General features: G+C 70.4%; 12 protein-coding genes and 1 tRNA gene. 5 read left to right on the top strand and 8 right to left on the bottom strand.

The features are described from left to right. Positions 1-98 precede the first annotated feature (98 nt). Both OO70_RS41785 and OO70_RS41790 read left to right on the top strand, forming a co-directional pair. Positions 99-2,294, top strand: a complete 2,196-nt coding sequence (locus OO70_RS41785) for an elongation factor G-like protein EF-G2 (RefSeq protein ID WP_043684023.1) — start codon at positions 99-101, stop codon at positions 2,292-2,294. Between the two features lie 208 nt (positions 2,295-2,502). After that, the gene (locus OO70_RS41790) at positions 2,503-4,170 is read left to right on the top strand and encodes a hypothetical protein (protein ID WP_043684025.1); all 1,668 of its coding nucleotides are present in this window, start codon (positions 2,503-2,505) and stop codon (positions 4,168-4,170) included. Positions 4,171-4,187: 17 nt separating this feature from the next. Here the strand turns inward: OO70_RS41790 and OO70_RS41795 are convergent, their stop codons facing one another. Continuing rightward, the gene (locus tag OO70_RS41795; protein ID WP_043684026.1) at positions 4,188-4,748 is read right to left on the bottom strand and encodes an HIT family protein; all 561 of its coding nucleotides are present in this window, start codon (positions 4,746-4,748) and stop codon (positions 4,188-4,190) included. A 67-nt stretch (positions 4,749-4,815) separates the two neighbouring features. Between OO70_RS41795 and OO70_RS41800 the strand changes: the two genes are divergently transcribed. Then, on the top strand, positions 4,816-5,472 hold the full coding sequence (locus OO70_RS41800) for a potassium channel family protein (RefSeq protein ID WP_043684027.1): 657 nt from the start codon (positions 4,816-4,818) through the stop codon (positions 5,470-5,472). A gap of 36 nt (positions 5,473-5,508) precedes the next feature. On the opposite strand, the gene thrS is transcribed toward OO70_RS41800, so the two are convergent. The 3 genes from thrS to OO70_RS41815 all read right to left on the bottom strand — a co-directional run bounded on the left by thrS (position 5,509) and on the right by OO70_RS41815 (position 9,391). Then, positions 5,509-7,485 carry a threonine--tRNA ligase gene (thrS, locus tag OO70_RS41805; RefSeq protein WP_043684028.1) on the bottom strand — a complete coding sequence of 659 codons (1,977 nt, stop codon included), beginning with the start codon at positions 7,483-7,485 and terminating at the stop codon, positions 5,509-5,511. Positions 7,486-7,598: 113 nt separating this feature from the next. Further along, positions 7,599-8,828 carry a hypothetical protein gene (locus tag OO70_RS41810; RefSeq protein WP_043684029.1) on the bottom strand — a complete coding sequence of 410 codons (1,230 nt, stop codon included), beginning with the start codon at positions 8,826-8,828 and terminating at the stop codon, positions 7,599-7,601. Next, complete coding sequence (locus OO70_RS41815) at positions 8,825-9,391, bottom strand: DUF4365 domain-containing protein (RefSeq protein ID WP_043684031.1); 567 nt, start codon at positions 9,389-9,391, stop codon at positions 8,825-8,827. The genes OO70_RS41810 and OO70_RS41815 overlap by 4 nt, the downstream gene beginning before the upstream one ends. A gap of 169 nt (positions 9,392-9,560) precedes the next feature. Here OO70_RS41815 and OO70_RS41820 point away from each other — a divergent pair, with 169 nt between their 5' ends. After that, positions 9,561-10,289: a 3'-5' exonuclease gene (locus OO70_RS41820; RefSeq protein ID WP_043684033.1), complete on the top strand. Its 729-nt coding sequence runs from the start codon at positions 9,561-9,563 to the stop codon at positions 10,287-10,289. 90 nt (positions 10,290-10,379) lie between these two features. On the opposite strand, the gene OO70_RS41825 is transcribed toward OO70_RS41820, so the two are convergent. Both OO70_RS41825 and OO70_RS41830 read right to left on the bottom strand, forming a co-directional pair. Further along, positions 10,380-10,451 (bottom strand) — tRNA-Val (locus OO70_RS41825). Between the two features lie 53 nt (positions 10,452-10,504). Beyond that, the gene (locus tag OO70_RS41830; protein WP_043684035.1) at positions 10,505-10,951 is read right to left on the bottom strand and encodes an SRPBCC family protein; all 447 of its coding nucleotides are present in this window, start codon (positions 10,949-10,951) and stop codon (positions 10,505-10,507) included. Positions 10,952-11,017: 66 nt separating this feature from the next. Here OO70_RS41830 and OO70_RS41835 point away from each other — a divergent pair, with 66 nt between their 5' ends. Next, the gene (locus OO70_RS41835; RefSeq protein ID WP_043684037.1) at positions 11,018-13,450 is read left to right on the top strand and encodes an SCO7613 C-terminal domain-containing membrane protein; all 2,433 of its coding nucleotides are present in this window, start codon (positions 11,018-11,020) and stop codon (positions 13,448-13,450) included. 7 nt (positions 13,451-13,457) lie between these two features. Here OO70_RS41835 and OO70_RS41840 read toward each other — a convergent pair whose 3' ends face one another. Both OO70_RS41840 and OO70_RS41845 read right to left on the bottom strand, forming a co-directional pair. Further along, positions 13,458-16,193: an exo-rhamnogalacturonan lyase family protein gene (locus tag OO70_RS41840; RefSeq protein WP_043684039.1), complete on the bottom strand. Its 2,736-nt coding sequence runs from the start codon at positions 16,191-16,193 to the stop codon at positions 13,458-13,460. A 109-nt stretch (positions 16,194-16,302) separates the two neighbouring features. Next, positions 16,303-16,893, bottom strand: a complete 591-nt coding sequence (locus OO70_RS41845; protein ID WP_043684040.1) for a hypothetical protein — start codon at positions 16,891-16,893, stop codon at positions 16,303-16,305. Positions 16,894-16,895 lie beyond the last annotated feature (2 nt).

A 16,895-nucleotide genomic window follows, 5' to 3' on the forward strand; every position in this document is an offset into this window, starting at 1 on the left:
AAAGCTCGAACCACCGCGGGCGTCATCGGAGCCGCCACCGCACGCGGCTGCGTGTGTCCGCGCCCACAGTGACCTCACCGTGCACGGGAGGCAAGGCCATGGGCGACAAGGCGAACGCACACCCCGGAGCCGCCGGCAGGGCTACAGCGGCCGACCACCCCGCGTCCGTACGGAATGTGGTGCTGGTCGGCCACTCCGGATCGGGCAAGACGACTCTGGTGGAGGCCCTCGCGCTGACCGCGGGGGCGGTGAACAGGGCGGGCCGTGTGGAGGACGGCGGCACCGTCTCCGACTACGACGAGATCGAGCACCGGCAGCAGCGCTCGGTGCAGCTCTCCCTGGTGCCCGTCGACTGGGACGGGTACAAGGTCAATCTTCTCGACACCCCCGGATACGCCGATTTCGTCGGCGAGTTGAGGGCCGGTCTGCGAGCTGCGGACGCGGCCCTCTTCGTCGTCTCGGCCTCCGACGGGGTGGACGGCTCGACCCGCATGGTGTGGGAGGAGTGCGCGGCGGTCGGCATGCCGCGCGCCATCGTGATCACGCATCTGGAGTCCGCGCGCGCGGACTTCGAGACGATGACCCGCACCTGCGCGGAGGCCTTCGGCGCGGACGACCCCGACGCCGTACTCCCGCTGTATCTGCCGTTGCACGGCGCGCAGGGGTCGGACGGGCACGCGCCCGTGACGGGTCTGGTCGGGCTGCTGTCGCAGAAGCTGTTCGACTACGCGTCCGGGGAGCGCAAGGAGTCCGAGCCGGGGCCCGACCAGCAGCCGCGGATCGAGGAGGCCCGTAACCGGCTCATCGAGGGGATCATCGCGGAGAGCGAGGACGAGACCCTCATGGACCGCTATCTCGGCGGCGAGGAGATCGACGTCAAGACGCTGATCGGGGACTTGGAGCGGGCCGTCGCGCGCGGGGTGTTCTTCCCCGTGCTGGCCGCCGCCCCCGCCGCCGAGGGCTCCAAGCAGGGCCTCGGCACGGTCGAGCTGCTTGAGCTGATCACGGGCGGTTTCCCGACCCCCCTGGAGCGCGAGGCGCCCGGGGTCACCACGGTCGACGGCAGGGCGCGGGAGCTGAAGCCGTGCGACCCGAACGGGCCGCTGGTCGCCGAGGTCGTGAAGACCGCCTCCGACCCGTACGTCGGCCGGGTCTCCCTGGTGCGCGTCTTCTCCGGGACGCTACGGCCCGACGCGACCGTCCATGTCTCCGGGCACGGGCTCGCCGACCGCGGGCACGAGGACCATGATGTCGACGAACGCGTCGGTGCCCTCTCCGCACCCTTCGGCAAGCAGCAACGGGCGCTCACGCACTGCATCGCGGGGGACCTCGCGTGCGTGGCGAAACTGGGCCGCGCGGAGACCGGCGACACCCTCTCCGCCAAGGACGACCCACTCCTCATGGAGCCCTGGGAGATGCCCGACCCGCTGCTGCCGCTCGCCATCCAGGCGCACAGCAAGACGGACGAGGACAAGCTCTCGCAGGGCCTGAGCAGGCTCGTCGCCGAGGACCCCACCATGCGCCTGGAACAGAACCAGGACACCCACCAGGTCGTCCTGTGGTGCCTCGGCGAGGCCCACGCGGACGTCGCGTTGGAACGGCTGCGCAGTCGCTACGGCGTCCAGGTCGACCTCGTACCGCACAAGGTCTCCCTACGGGAGACGTTCGCCGCCAAGGCGCAGGGGCGCGGCCGCCATGTCAAACAGTCCGGCGGACACGGGCAGTTCGCGATCTGCGAGATCGAGGTCGAGCCGCTTCCGGGCGGCACCGGCATCGAGTTCGTGGACAAGGTCATCGGCGGTGCGGTGCCGCGCCAGTTCATCCCCTCGGTGGAGAAGGGCGTAAGGGCCCAGGCAGCAAGGGGAGTTGCGGCCGGGCATCCACTGCTCGACGTACGGATCACGCTCCTGGACGGCAAGGCGCACTCGGTGGACTCATCTGACGCCGCGTTCCAGACGGCCGGCGCGCTGGCGCTGCGGGAGGCCGCGGTCGACGCGAAGATCCATCTCCTCGAACCGGTTGCCGAAGTGACCGTGCTGGTCGGCGACGACTACGTGGGCGCGGTGATGAGCGACCTGTCCGGGCGCCGTGGCCGCGTGCTCGGCACCGAGCAGACGACCGGCGGGCGCACCCTGATCCGGGCCGAGGTACCGGAGATCGAGATCGGCCGCTACGCCGTCGACCTCCGTTCTCTCTCGCACGGCACGGCCCGCTTCAACCGCACGTACGCCCGGCACGAGCCGATGCCTCCGCAGATCGCGGAGAGAATCCGCGAAGAGGCGGGCGACGCCTAGCAGTTGGTACCGGGCGGCTCACTTGTGGCGCGCGACGACCCACAAGTGGCCTAAATGGAACGGTCTCTTCCGGGTCGGCGGGCAGCTTGGGCTGTCCGCCGACGAATGTCAGTGATGGCCGATACGCTGATGACCTGATCAACAGGTGTGCGGAGCACGGAAGTCGGGAAAGCCGCAGAAGCGGGAGCAGCGGCGATCGGGGGCGGGAATGACCGTTGACAGCGGTTACGCGGACATCTTCGGACCACAGGTGCCGCGCACCGGTGACGAGGGGCAGACGGCGACCTTCGCGCTGGCCTCGGCGGCCTACCGGGACAACCCGGTCGCCGAGATCAAGAAGGCCGACAACGAATGGCACCAGACGGCCGTCAACGAGGGCCGCAAGTGGGCGACGATCTTCCGCCCCAACCTCGGCGAGGCCTTCTCCGGAGCCCTGGTGGCCCGCATGCTCGGCCCCGGCCGCCAGCCGCTCATCCAGTCGTTCGGCACCGAACCGCAGGCCGTCGTCGAGCACGCGCTGGCGGCCAACAACATCCGCCGGGCCCGGGACAACAGGCTGTCCATGGTCATGGTGCTGTGCGGCCTGCTCTTCCTTCCCGGGCTGGTGATCTGGCTGCTGATCTTCCAGCTGCGCAGCCTGATCGACAAGCGCACCCAGAAGAACAAGCGGGCCGGCGCGCTCGCCACGACCCTGCTCGTCGGGGTGGGCGCGGTCGCCGTGATCTTCCTGATCAAGATGCCGTTCACCGGCTTCTGGGCCTGGTACGCACGCGCGTGCGTCGTCCTCCCCGTGGTCGGCTGGCTGTGGGCCAAGCAGATCTGCGAGAACACCGCGAAGGACCTGCGCGGGCGGTGGGACAGCCTGCTCTCCGGCAGCAGCGTCGGCGCCAAGGTCCCCGAGGCGGTACCGACCAGCCCCGGCGAGACCCAGGCCGAGCAGCTGCGCCAGTCCCTGGCCAAGCTCAGCGCGGAGCAGCAGTCGAACTCGATCTTCTACGCCGGCCCCAAGGGCATCCTCGGCATGGGCACCCGCTGGGGCAGCTGGCAGCTCGCCGAGGACCTGATCGCGCGGGACGCCAACCGGGAGATCCACCCCTTCCGCAGCTGGGACGTCATCCGGAACATCCATGACGACCTGCGCATGCTGGAGCGGAACACGATCAACACCGGCGGCTTCCCGAAGGCGTCCATCCGCCACTGGGTCGTCACACCGATCGGTGAGGGCGCGAAGGCGGTGTCCCGGCCCGAGGGCACGGACGTGGACGCGTACCAGGTCAAGTCGCACGCGATACAGGACATCTGCAACAAGCAGCAGTTCGGCGCCGGTGACCGCCACTACCTGGGTGTCCAATGGACGCTCTGGGAAGGGCAGTTGGTCATCACGATGATGATCACCGTCACCGTGCTGCACAAGACGCTGCGCATCGAGATCACCGGGCACGCCCTGGGTCCCGTGAACTCACTGTTCACCGGCAAGCCCGAGGCCCCCTCGAAGGACGTCCAGAAGACCTTCAAGCCGTGGGAGACCCGCAAGGTCAGCCTCCCGCTGGTCCCCACCGACGAGGTGGTACGCCTCGCGGTGCGCGCCCCGATCACCTGGTACCCGCCGCTGCTGAACTGGCTCGGCGGTTCCATATCCCTGCCCGAGCCGTTCGGCCTGCGGCACGCCTGGGCCGACCAGCCCTGGCGCCACCGCTTCATGGCGGACGACGCGCTGCGCGCCGCGACACCGGTTCTGCGGGTGGTGCACGCCGCGGCGATCCGCGTCCTGGACGAGAACGGCGTGGACACGGAGAAGTTCGGCAACCGCTCGTCGTTCCTCAGCACGAACGTGCAGGACGCGTCACCGAGGAAGGCCGACCTGTACGACGCGTAGTCAGCCGACCGCGTGGCTCACGCCGTGGGCCACGCCTCCGCCAGCATCTTCCGTGTGTCCGCGAGGAGTTGGGGCAGCACCTTGGTGTGGCCGACCACCGGCATGAAGTTCGTGTCGCCGCCCCAGCGCGGGACGATGTGCTGGTGCAGGTGGGCGGCGATGCCCGCGCCCGCCACGCTCCCCTGGTTCATGCCGATGTTGAAGCCGTGGGCGCCGGACGCGGTGCGCAGGGCCGTCATCGCCTGCTTGGTGAGGGCCGCGAGTTCCACGGTCTCCGCGTCGGTCAGGTCGGTGTAGTCGGCGACGTGGCGGTAGGGCACGACCATCAGATGGCCACCGTTGTACGGGTACAGGTTGAGCACCCCGTACACCAGCTCACCGCGCCTGACGATCAGCCCGTCCTCGTCCGATTTCGCCGGAATCGAGCAGAAGGGGCAACCGTCGTCGGCCCCGGGGCCGGTCGGCTTGTTCTCACCCTGGATGTAGGCCATCCGGTGGGGGGTCCAGAGGCGCTGGAACGCGTCCGGCGTCCCCACTCCGATCTGCTGCTCCGGCTCACTCGTCATGCAAGGAAGCATATGGCTTCGCCCGTTCGCGGCGTGTCGCCGGGGTTGCGGGAAAGGCGCCCGCAGCCAAGCTGGACCGATGGACGACGACAGTCGCAAGGAGCGGTGGGAGCGGCGCACCGAGGTGCCGCTCGCCGTGGCGTCGATGGTCTACCTCGCCGCGTACGCGGTCCGCATCCTGGCGCACGGCCTGTCGGGCGACTGGCAGGACGTCTGCCTCGCCGTACTGTTCGCCGCCTGGGCGCTGTTCGCCGTCGACTACGCGGTGCGCTGGCGGCTGAGCGGCCAGCGGCTGCGCTTCGTACGGACGCACTGGCTGGACACCCTCGTGCTGCTTCTGCCGCTCCTGCGACCGCTGCGGGTGGTCAAGGTCTACGAGGCCGTGCAGCGGCGGCACGGCCAGCCGCGGCTCGCGCTGCACGCGCGCGTGATCGTCTACGCCGGACTGTCCACCGTCCTGCTCGGCTTCGCGGGCGCCCTCTCCGTCTACCAGGAGGAACACACGGCCCCGGGCGCGACGATCAGGACGTTCGGCGACGCCGTGTGGTGGACCTGCGCGACCTTCGCGACCGTCGGCTACGGCGACGTGGCGCCCATCACCCCGCTCGGCCGGCTGATCGCGGTCGGCATGATGGCCATCGGCCTGGCCCTCCTCGGCGCGGTCACCGGAACCTTCGCCTCCTGGCTGCTCCAGGTCTTCGCGCGGGAGGACGACGAGAGGCCCCCGGGGGTCTGAACTCCCCGAGGGCCTCCCGAAGCCGAAGCAACAGACTCAGACCTGCGCCCTGTCCACCACGACCTGCTCGATCTTCGCGATGGCGTCGTCGAACGCGATGCCGTTCTCCTGGGAGCCGTCGCGGTAGCGGAAGGACACCGTGCCGGCGTTCATGTCCTCGTCGCCGACGATGACCATGAACGGCACCTTCTGCTTCTGCGCGTTGCGGATCTTCTTCTGCATCCGGTCCGAGGAGGAGTCGACCTCGACGCGCAGCCCCTTCTTCTTGGCCGCTACGGCGAACTTCTCCAGGTACTCGACGTGCGCGTCCCCGATCGGAATCCCGACCGCCTGCACCGGCGCCAGCCACGCCGGGAAGGCACCCGCGTAGTGCTCGAGCAGCACCGCGAAGAACCGCTCGATGGAACCGAACAACGCACGGTGGATCATGACCGGCCGCTGCTTGGAGCCGTCGGGGCCGGTGTACTCCAGGTCGAAGCGCTCCGGCAGGTTGAAGTCCAGCTGGACGGTGGACATCTGCCAGGTCCGGCCGATCGCGTCCTTCGTCTGGACGGAGATCTTCGGACCGTAGAAGGCGGCGCCACCCGGGTCGGGAACGAGCGGCAGCCCCTGCTTCTCGGCGACCTGGCGCAGCGTCTCGGTGGCCTCTTCCCAGACCTCGTCCGTGCCGACGAACTTCTCCGGGTCCTTGGTGGACAGCTCCAGGTAGAAGTCGGTAAGGCCGTAGTCGCGGAGCAGGTTGAGGACGAAGGTGAGCGTCTTGTCGAGCTCGTCGGCCATCTGCTCGCGCGTGCAGTAGATGTGCGCGTCGTCCTGCGTGAAGCCGCGCGCCCGGGTCAGTCCGTGCACGACGCCGGACTTCTCGTACCGGTACACGGTCCCGAACTCGAAGAGCCGCAGCGGCAGTTCACGGTACGAACGGCCGCGCGCGTCGAAGATCAGGTTGTGCATCGGGCAGTTCATGGGCTTGAGGTAGTAGTCCACGCCCTCGTCGAGCTGCATGGGCGGGTACATGCCGTCGGCGTACCAGTCCAGGTGCCCGGACGTCTCGAAGAGCTTCCCCTTCGTCGCGTGCGGGGTGTAGACGAACTCGTAGCCCTCCTCCTCGTGGCGGCGGCGCGAGTAGTCCTCCATGACCCGGCGGACGACGCCGCCCTTGGGGTGGAAGACGGCGAGGCCGGAGCCGATCTGCTCGGGGATCGAGAACAGGTCGAGCTCGCTGCCCAGCTTGCGGTGGTCGCGCTTCTCGGCCTCGACCAGGAAGTCGAGGTGCGCCTTCAGCTCCTCCTTGGAGGGCCAGGCGGTGCCGTAGATGCGCTGGAGCATCGGGTTCTTCTCGCTGCCGCGCCAGTACGCGGCGGCGTTGCGCATGAGCTTGAACGCCGGGATGTTGCGGGTGGTGGGCAGGTGGGGGCCTCGGCAGAGGTCCTTCCAGCACAGGTCGCCGGTCTTGGCGTCGAGGTTGTCGTAGATCGTCAGCTCGCCGCCGCCGACCTCGACGTCCGCGCCGTCGTCGGTCGAGGCGGAGCCCTTGATGCCGATCAGTTCGAGCTTGTACGGCTCGTTCGCGAGCTCTTCGCGCGCGTCCTCGTCGGTCACCACGCGCCGCGAGAACCGCTGCCCGCGCTTCTGGATCTCCTGCATCTTCTTCTCGACGGCCTTGAGATCCTCGGGCGTGAACGGCCGCTCGACGTCGAAGTCGTAGTAGAAGCCGTCCTTGACCGGCGGGCCGATGCCCAGCTTGGCCTCGGGGAAGAGCTCCTGCACGGCCTGCGCCATGACGTGCGCGGTGGAGTGGCGCAGGATGTTGAGGCCGTCGGTGGAGGAGATCTCGACGCCCTCGACCTCGTCCCCCTCGGTGACGACGTACGCCAGGTCCTTGAGCTCTCCGGCCACGCGCGCGGCGATGATCGAGCGCTCGCCGGCGAAGAGCTCCGCGGCCGTCGTGCCCGTCGTCACCGTGCGCTCTTCCCGCTCGGAATCGCGTTGGATGATCACACGGACGTCTGACACCGGTCTCTCCTGACTGCAGGGTGGATGCGGCGCCATACCGTGAGCGCGCGCAATAGGGGATCGTACCGACCCTACGGGCCCCACCGCGAAACGGTTGCCGCACTCCCCCTCGCTCAGTCCTCCCCGCTGCACGCCTCCTCGAAGAAGTCGAGGTTCTCCTGGAGGGACTTCAGCAGCCGGTCCCGCTCCGCCTCGTCCACCTGCACGGGTACGACCCCGGAGGCGCCGGTGAGCCTGCGGAAGCCGCCCCGGCTCTCCAGCCGGCCGTGCACCCGCACCGGGAGCCCGACGAGGTGGGCGTGACCGGCTATGCGGTACGACTCCTCGTCCAGGGTCATGCGGACGTGCCCGACCTCGGCGCCGGCGATCACCTGCATCCGTACGGTGCCCTCACCGCGCGGCCCCGACCTGCGCATCCGCACCACCGAGCCGGTGATGCGCACGGGCATGGCCGGTTCCTCGCGCAGATAGCGGGCCCCGGCGGCGCGCAGCACGGGCAGGTCGCCGGGTGAGAACTCGACGGCCTCGGCGGGGGCGGCGCAGCCCTCGGGGACGCCTGCGGCGGGCGCCCACTCGACGGCGATCCGGGCGCCCTCGGTGCCGCGCACGAGAGCGACGACGGCCTCGGTCAGCTCACGGCTGACGCCCGCCTCGACGGCACCGTCGAAGGCGTCCATGCCGCCGGTGGCCCGCTCGTAGTCGATCGCCTCGCGGGTGGCGTACAGGGCCTGGTGGAGGCGTACGGCGAGAGCGCGGCCGGTGTCGACGGGGACGAACGCGGTGAGCCGGCGGCCGCCGGGTGCGGAGCCGACGAGCACGTTCTCCAGGGACGCGGCGGCCGGGCGGCGGTGCCGGGCGCCGTAGTAGCCCGCACGCGCGCGGTTGGCGAGTGCGGCGGCGAGCAGCATCTGGCGGGCTGCGGCGCGCAGTTGGTCCTCCACGGTCCAGGGCGCGGCGCCGGCCGGGCCGGTCGGGATGTCCCGCCACCAGCGGATCTCGTCGCTGGGTACGGCGAGGCCGATGAGGACCTCGCGGGCGGAGGGGGTGTTGCTGCGGGCGAGTGCGATGAGCGCCTCGCCGAGGAGGTCGTCGCTGTCGGGGAAGGCCCGGCTCTCGGGGACCAGCAGGCTGGTGCCCGAGCCGCCGGGCCCGGGTGGGGTCCAGCGGCCGTACCGTCCGGCGGCTCCGCCGCGCCGCTGCCAGCCGTGCCGGCGCAGCAGGGCGCCGAGGACGGCGGGGTCGACCTGGTCGGGCGCGGGGGAACCGTCCCAGGCGGTGGCGGCCTGGTCGTCGGGATGCGGTCGTACCGACCGCAGGTGTTCCTCGACCGAGCGGTGCCTCATGGCCTGCCTCCCGTCCCGACCCGCGTCATGATCTCGCACAGCGCCCGGTCGTCGAAGATGCGCGAGGTCGGTATCCGCACGGTGGTCCGGGTCCGGCCGGTGATCGCGTGACCGGCGAGGTTGACCCAGTAGCAGCAGTGCCGCAGGTCGAGCCGGTCGTGGCTGGCGCGCAGCCAGTCGTCCTGGGAACGCGGGACGAGCATCACGACCAGGATCTTGTGCACCGAGACCGGGGTGCGGGCGAGCTTGCGCAGATGGTCGTTGTCGAGCGTGAAGGAGAAGGAACGTCCCGGCGGGTTCGGCGGGATCTGGTAGGTGCACTTGAGCTGCACTTTTATGGTGACCTCGTCGTCCACCGTGTGCCCGGGCGAGCCGTGACTGACGTGCCAGTCGATGCCGTTGTCCGGAAAGGGTTGCGACAGCGAGCAGCCGGCCGCCGCGGCGACGGCGTGCAGATAGCCCACCTGCAGTGTCTCCATGCAGGCGGTGGTGGCGAGCGATCCTCGAAGGGGTGCCGTCCGTTCGGGCAGCAGCCCGCCCCGCTCGGGCTGCGCTATCGCCATGACCAAGTGCCTTCCGAATTCAGGTGTATCCCCGTGCCGGGTCGCTGAACTGCAAAGACCCGTACTCCTGTTGTGTCCTTCCGGCGTACGGCGCAAACAGCCCGGGTATCACCAAACTGGCAGAAGACGGTGCGTCACCTGCCGTGGGTGAACGAGGAGTTGTGTACGTATGACGTGCTGGTACGAGGGCCCGCTGGCCGCGTTCGACACGGAGACCACGGGCGTGGATGTAGAGACCGACCGCATAGTGTCGGCCGCTGTCGTCGTCCAGGACGCCCCCGGCACCCGCCCCCGGGTGACCCGGTGGCTGGTGAACCCGGGGGTGCCGGTGCCCGCCGGGGCGACGGCGATCCACGGACTGACCGATGAGCATCTGCAGCGCAACGGCCGCTGGCCCGCGCCGGTGATGCGTGAGATAGCCGACGAACTGGCCGAACAGGCCGCCATGGGGCGCCCGTTGGTGGTGATGAACGCCCCCTTCGACCTGACCCTCCTGGATCGCGAACTGCGCCGCCACCGCGCGTCCTCGCTGGACCACTGGTTCGAGTCGACGGCGCTCCAGGTGCTGGACCCCCGGGTCCTCGACAAACACCTGGACCGCTACCGCAAGGGCCGCCGCACCCTCACCGACCTGTGCACGCACTACGGCGTCACGCTGGAGGGCGCCCACGACGCGGGCGCGGACGCGCTGGCCTCGCTCGAGTTGGTGCGGGCCCTGGGCCGCCGCTTCGCGACCCGCCTGGAACGCCTGTCCCCCGCCGAACTGCACACCCTGCAGTCGACGTGGCACGCGGCCCAGGCGCGGGGCCTCCAGGCGTGGTTCGCGCGGAGCGGCACGCCGGAGGCGGTGGACCCGTCGTGGCCCCTGCGCCCGGACGTGACGGCGGAGGCCGCGTAGGCGGACGTCACATACGTGGGCGCTGCATACGCGGTCGCCGCGTCGGCGCACAAAAAAGCCGGTCCGCTGCTGCGGACCGGCCTTTCCCGGTGGGCGATACTGGGTTCGAACCAGTGACCTCTTCGGTGTGAACGAAGCGCTCTCCCACTGAGCTAATCGCCCGGGAACGCACCGAACAATACAGGCCCCCGCCGCTTTCCTTCAAACCGCTTCCGTCAGACCGCGTCCAGCTGTGCGAGGAGCCCGCGCCGTCCGGCCCGCATCATCAGCGCGTGGTTGAGGCGGAACACCGGCCGCCCGGGTATGGCGAACCACCTGAGCAGCGGCCGGTTCAGGTCGACCTCCTGGTCGTAGCGGGCGAGTGTGCCGGGGCCGTCGGCCGTGAGCCTCCAGCGCGCCCAGCCCTCCAGGTCGCCGGTCATCGCGATCTCCAGCACACCGGCGTCCGGATCGCGCCGCACCTCCCTCGCGGTGAAGGTCAGGGCGTACGGCAGGCTCGCCCGTATGCGGATGACGCCGGTCGTGTCGTCGATCTGGTTGACCTCGCGTACCTGCGGCCACCAGCGCGGATACTCCTCGGCCCGCTCCAGAACCGGGTACACGACGGCGGGCGGCGCGGGCAGGGCCCACTGGGCGTGGAAGCGGTAATGGGTCCAGTCCATGGCCGGAGTCTGCCCGCTCGCACGCCCATCTCCCGTCATCCGCACGCGTTTTGAGTACGCGTACTCATGCCGTACGACGTGACGGGCACCACACTCCGAGTCATGACGCACATTCCGCCCCCGGTCGTGGAGTTGCGGCTCCTGGACACCGAGCTGCACCAACTGGACGCCCGCCGTGCACAGTTGCTGCACCGGCGGGCCTGGCTGATGACCGTGCTTCAACCGGTCGAGCCCATGCCCGTGGTGCCGCCGCCCGCCACACCGCCCCGTCCGGAGGCCACCGCCCCCGGCGTGCAGAACGTGCTGCTTCTGCTCGGCGGCATCCTGCTCACCCTCGCGGCGATGGCGTTCACACTGGTGAGTTGGGGGAACCTGGGGATCGCGGGCCGGGCGCTGGTGCTCGGCGCGGTGACCCTGGCGGCGCTCGGCGCACCCGTCGCGCTGCTGCGGCGGGGCCTGCGTTCCACGGCCGAGTCGGTCGCGGGCCTCGGTCTCGTCCTGACGGTGCTGGACGCCTACGCGCTGCACGAAGTCGCGTTCTCGGACGGCGACGCCGTGACGTTCGCGGCGGCAGCGGCGACGGTACTGACGGCGGTCTGGACGGCGTACGGCATCGGACTCGCCGCGCTCCCGAACCCGGCCGTCACCCGCGCGGTACCCACCACCGCGCACACCCCACCGACCCTTCTCCTCCCCCTCCCCGCCGCGCTCGCGATCGCCCAACTCCCCCTGTTTCTCTGGGCGATCGCGGCCGGCGGGGGCCCTCGTGCGAACACGGCCGCGATACTGCTGACCGCCGTGATCGACATGGTTGTCGCGCTCCGCGCCACCCCCAGGGCCGTTCGTCTCGTCGCCGCCGGCGGCGCGTTCGGTATGGGCGGCTGGGGCGTGCTGGCGGCCGGCCTCATCTCTCTGGATGCGGCCGGTCCGGGCGCCGCCGCCCGTGCGGCGGCGCTCTTCGCTCTCGCGGCGGCGGGCGCGTTCGGCGCCGCGTGGCTCGCGACCGGCCGGGGGCTGAGGACGAGTACGGCCGCGGCGGGCGGTCTGTTCGTGGTCGCCGGGCTGGGTGGTGTGGTACGCGCTTCGCTGTCCGCCGACTGGACGGTACCGGGCTATCTGGCGTGCGGAATCGCCCTGTTGGCGCTGGTCCGGGGCCGGCTCCCCCAGCCGGTGCGCGAGGGACTCGGCTGGGCCTCCGGCATCGTCCAGACGGGCGCGGTCCTGTGGGCGCTGCCGGTCGTCGGCATCACGCTGTTCGGCCCGGCCGCGTGGTTGTCGCACGTCTGGTCCGGCGCACCGGGCAACGCCCGTGACGCGGCGACGGTGGACACCTTCTGGCCGCCGCACGCGACCGCAACTCCCCTGGTCCTGGCCGCAGTTGCAGCAGTGCTGGCCTTCGTAATCCGCACCACCGAGTGGCGCTCCCACGCACTCACCACCGCCCTGACCCTGACATGGGCAACGGCACTCGCCCTCCCAACCGCGCTTCAACTGCCGTACACCGTCGGCCTGTTGGTGCAGGGACTCACGGTCATGGCCCTGCTCGCCCTCACCCACCGCATGGCCACCACGCTCGCGCTGGTCACGTCCCTCAGTCTCACCTTCCTCTCCCTCGCAGCCGAACCGGCCACCCTCGCCGTCCTCGCGTCGCTGACCGTCGTGTTCGCGGGTGCCGCCCGGCTCGGGCGCCTCGCGCCGGTCTCCGCCGCCGCGTCCCTCGGATACGCCACGGGCCTCGCCTGTGCGGTGGGCGCCTCCTTCGACTGGCAGCCGCAGTACATCGCGCTGCTGGTACTCGCCGTACCGGTGACCACCGCGCTGCTCGCCCCGAGCATCGGCGATCCGACCACGGCCAAGGCCGTCGAGATCATGGGTGCCGTCGCCGGCCTGGTCGCGATCGGCCTCGCGGCGGGCGAACTGCCCATGCTCGCGCTGGTGTTGTCCCTGTGCGGAGTGATCGCGGCGGGCACGGCGCTACGGCCCGAACGCAGGAACATCGGCTATCTGGCCGCCGCCCTCTTCATCCTCGCGACCTGGGTGCGGCTGTCCGCGTGGGACATCGGCAGCCCCGAGGCGTACACGCTGCCGGTGACCGCCCCGGCGCTGCTCGTGGGCGCGCTGCGCAGGCGCCGTGACCCGAGCACCTCGTCCTGGACGGCGTACGGCCCCGGGCTCGCCGCCACGCTCGCCCCGAGCCTCGTGGCGGCCTGGGCGGACGCGCACTGGGCGCGCCCTCTGCTGCTGGGCATGGCCGCGCTGTCGGTCACGCTGATCGGCGGGGGGCACCGTCTCAAGGCGCCGCTCGTCCTCGGCGGCGGCACCCTCGTCCTGGACGCGCTGCACGAACTCGCCCCGTACATCGCCCAGGTGGTCGGCGCCCTGCCCCGATGGGCACCGCCCGCCCTCGCCGGACTCCTGCTGCTCGCACTCGGCGCGACGTACGAGCAGCGGATCCGGGACGCCCGGCGGGTGCGGGACGTCCTGGGGAAGATGAACTAGCCCTGCACTAGGGCATCTTGTCGCCGAGCAGGGCCAGGTTCTCGATGGCGGCGAGGCCGTACAGCGCGGTGTCGTTCGACGACACCCAGGCGGCCTCGCTGCCCGGGACGAGGGTGACCGGGCCGGTCAACGCCTCCGTCTTCCACGGCGAGGTCTCCATATAGCCGTCGGAGCTGTAGAACTTCGTCCAGGCCCGCTTGGCGAGCGTCGCGTCGTCGAGTTGTACGGCCGCGTAGGCGTCGAGGCGTGAATGGCCCTGGAAGAGCAGCAGGGTGCCGAAGTTGGAGCCGTATCGTGCCGCCTGTTCCGTCTTGGAGGCGTTGAAGTAGCGGCAGTAATCCATGTACACCTCCTTGAACTTGGGCATGTCGACCAGGTAAATCAGCTCCGCGCACAGCTCGTTGAGGCCGAAGACCGCCGAGAGGTGTGAGACGGAGACGACGGGCGCGGAGGCGACGGCGAACTTGCCGGTGTCGAGGTCGTACAGCCCGCTGCCCTGCACAAATCCGTTGGGCTGGGCGGCAATTGTCTCCATCGTGGACAGGACGCGCGCCTTGGCCTTCTCCCACTTGGGGCCCCTGCGCTCCCACTCGGTCAGCCACGCCGACACCAACCCGCTCCAGTCCGTGCCGAATCCGATCGACAGGGCGTGTCGGTCGGGTGTGTACGGCTCGGTGCGGATCTTGCGGATCGGGTCGAGGACGAGGAACGTCTCGTCGGAGTCGACGTTGGCGGCCATGAGGTCACCGACGCGTTCGTCGGCGGTGAGGAAGTAGTAGTAGCGCCGGTAGGTGGTGTTGGCGATGCGCTGCTGCTTGGCGCTGTCCGCGTAGTGCTGGACGCCGTGCCGGGTGCCCAGGCCGGCCCACTGACCGAGGTGGTAGACGTCGACCTCGCCGGTGTGCCGGGTGAGCGCCTCGGCGAAGCGGAAGATGTCCGAGCGGCCCGAGCGGATGTACGCGAACCAGAGCCAGATGTCCGGCGACAGCTCGGAGTTGTCCCAGGCGTAGCCGCCGATGTCGTACCGCCACTGGTGGCGCACGGTGTCGTACGAGTGCATGAAGTCGCCGTAGTCCCAGAAGCCGTACCAACGGCGTTGCGCCACCTGGTCCTTGTAGTAGGTGAAGAGGAAGTCGAGGTGGTCCTCGATCTTCGCCTTGGCGGTGGTGGAGCGGTCGGGCTCGGAGTAGAGGCCTGGGCCGAAGACCTTGGACTTGATCAACTGCGCGGGCGGGGCGGCGAGTTGGGGCAACACCTTTACCGCTTCGACCTGTTGGGCGAGGGTCTCCGGCGTCGGCGTCGACTCGTTGGCCCAGAAGAGGAGTTCGGAGGTGCGGGCGATGCCGTACGGGGTACCGAACTCGGGTTCGTAGTCCTCGTAGGTGATGTTGAGGCCTTCGAGCTGTTCGGCGTACGTGTCCTGGCCCATGCCATCGTGGTAGAAGCGCAGGTCCATCGGCTGGGCCTCGGGTGACCAGAGCCAGAGGGTGACCTCGGCCTCGTCGGTGTGGGCGTCGCGGATGTCGAGCTGCGCGGGGAACTTCTCCCAGAAGTCCCGCAGCCCGAAGGAGAATCCGCCGCTCGCCCCGCCGACGTACCCGAATCCGGAGGCGTGTCCGCCACCGCCGACGGGGATCCAGCCGTAGCCCTTCGTGGTGCGCTTGCGCAGGGTGAAGCCGTCGGCCGAAAGCTGGGAGAGGGTGTAGTCGCCCCACTTGGGGATGTACTGGAGGCGGGTCGTGACGCGCTGGTCCCAGGTGGACGGGTCGGCCAGCTTCTGGCCGGCGTACTGGGCCGCCTGGACGGTCGCGCCCGGGTCTCGGCGCAGGCCCGTGATGCCCTGAACTGCCTCGCGCAGCAAGCCCGTTCCCTCTCCGCCGATGCGGATGTGGCGGTCGTAGGCCTGGTCGCGCATCGGCACGGTGAAGCGGACGCCGAGGCCGCGGATGAAGTCGCCGCTGGCCTTGCCGGGTTCCACGGTGCCGTCGAAGGTGATCGTGTGCACCATGCGGAAGGAGTCGGCGCCCGCGTAGAAGTAGAGGCGGATCGAGAACGGCAGCCAACTCCGGGCGCCCTTGCGGTGTTTGCCGTCGATGCGGACCACGGCGCGGACCGGGCCGTCCTGCTCGACGGTGACCTCGCCGATCACTCCGTCGAAGCGTTCGGTCTTCACCGCGCCCTGGTCCTCGTCCTCGATCTCGGGCTGGCGGACGAGGACGAGCCGGCCGTTCTTGGCGATCTCCGTGCCGCCCCTGGTGACCGACTTGATGAGGGTGGAGCCGTTCTTGCCGATCTTCGCGGTGATGACTCCGGTCGAAACGTCGATGGAGCCGCCGCTCTTGTCGACGGTGATCTTCTTGTCGGGGGCGGCCGTGTCTCCGGCGGTGAGGGTGAGCTTGCCGGAGCCCGAACTCACCGCGTGGGCCGTCCACTTGAGCGAACCGTCGGGCCAATAGGCGATCGGCCACGACTGCACCGGAACGGCCGTGCCCTCGGCGTCCGTCAGCGCGAAGGTCTGGCCCTCCGGGTAGGTGCCCATCGGCCACGGCACGCCGACCGTCGAACCAGGTGCGGCGCCGAGTCCGCCGTCCTCCAGCCAGTCGAGGGTCACGGGATCGGCGTCGGCGGCCGCGGCTCTGGGTGCGGCCTGGGCGTCCTTGGCTCCCAGCGCCCAGCTGAACTGCGCGGCGGCTCCGGCGACGGCGGCCGCCTTGAGGAGGGACCTGCGGGGAATCGGAGACATGACCTGTCCTTTCCGTGCGGGAAGCTTTCTTCAAGTCCGTCTGGTCAGGGGCATGACAGATAGAGGTGCGACGCCTGGAGCGCGCCGACCTGATGCAGGGCACCGCCCGTCAGCGGTGCCGGTACCGCTCCTCCACGGCGACGGCCGCCGCGGCCACGGCTCCCAGCACGGGGACCGCCAACGGTGCGATGAGCAGAGCGGAACAGCCGACGAGGACCAGCCCGCCGACGAGCAGGAAGGAACCGGCGGGGTCGAGCACCGTACGGCGACCGGCGGCGGCGAGCAGCGCCCGCCAGGTGTCCCCCGGCGCCCAGACCGCCGCCGCGCGCAACCCGGCGACGACGACCCCGATCAGCGCGAAGACACCGACAGCCCCGACGAGCGGCCCACCGGGCAGCCCGGCACGCACGGCCTGGACGTCCACCCACACGGCGGCGCCCGCGCCCCACCCGGCGACCCCGACGACCCACCCGCCACGCCCGGCCGCCCGGAAGTCCGCGACGAACTCCCGCCAGCCTCCGCCGACATGGCCCGTACGACGCCTCAAGTGCCGCGCCCCGGCGGCGAACGCGGCCGGATATGTGACAACTCCCGCCGACGCGACAGCGATCCACACGCCGGTGAGCAGACATTCGGCGAAGACCCCGAACCGCTCGGCGAAGACGGACTCCCTGCGTGCCTTCACTCGTGCCTCGGCCACCG

Origin of the sequence: Streptomyces xylophagus (assembly GCF_000716435.1) — a bacterium.
GTDB classification, from domain to species: domain Bacteria; phylum Actinomycetota; class Actinomycetes; order Streptomycetales; family Streptomycetaceae; genus Streptomyces; species Streptomyces xylophagus.

Coding starts and splice junctions, on each gene's coding strand:
- OO70_RS41785 (WP_043684023.1), top strand. CDS start 99: ATGGGCGACAAGGCGAACGCACACCCCGGAGCCGCCGGCAGGGCTACA.
- OO70_RS41790 (WP_043684025.1), top strand. CDS start 2,503: ATGACCGTTGACAGCGGTTACGCGGACATCTTCGGACCACAGGTGCCG.
- OO70_RS41795 (WP_043684026.1), bottom strand. CDS start 4,748: ATGCTTCCTTGCATGACGAGTGAGCCGGAGCAGCAGATCGGAGTGGGG.
- OO70_RS41800 (WP_043684027.1), top strand. CDS start 4,816: ATGGACGACGACAGTCGCAAGGAGCGGTGGGAGCGGCGCACCGAGGTG.
- OO70_RS41810 (WP_043684029.1), bottom strand. CDS start 8,828: ATGAGGCACCGCTCGGTCGAGGAACACCTGCGGTCGGTACGACCGCAT.
- OO70_RS41815 (WP_043684031.1), bottom strand. CDS start 9,391: ATGGCGATAGCGCAGCCCGAGCGGGGCGGGCTGCTGCCCGAACGGACG.
- OO70_RS41820 (WP_043684033.1), top strand. CDS start 9,561: ATGACGTGCTGGTACGAGGGCCCGCTGGCCGCGTTCGACACGGAGACC.
- OO70_RS41830 (WP_043684035.1), bottom strand. CDS start 10,951: ATGGACTGGACCCATTACCGCTTCCACGCCCAGTGGGCCCTGCCCGCG.
- OO70_RS41835 (WP_043684037.1), top strand. CDS start 11,018: ATGCCGTACGACGTGACGGGCACCACACTCCGAGTCATGACGCACATT.
- OO70_RS41840 (WP_043684039.1), bottom strand. CDS start 16,193: ATGTCTCCGATTCCCCGCAGGTCCCTCCTCAAGGCGGCCGCCGTCGCC.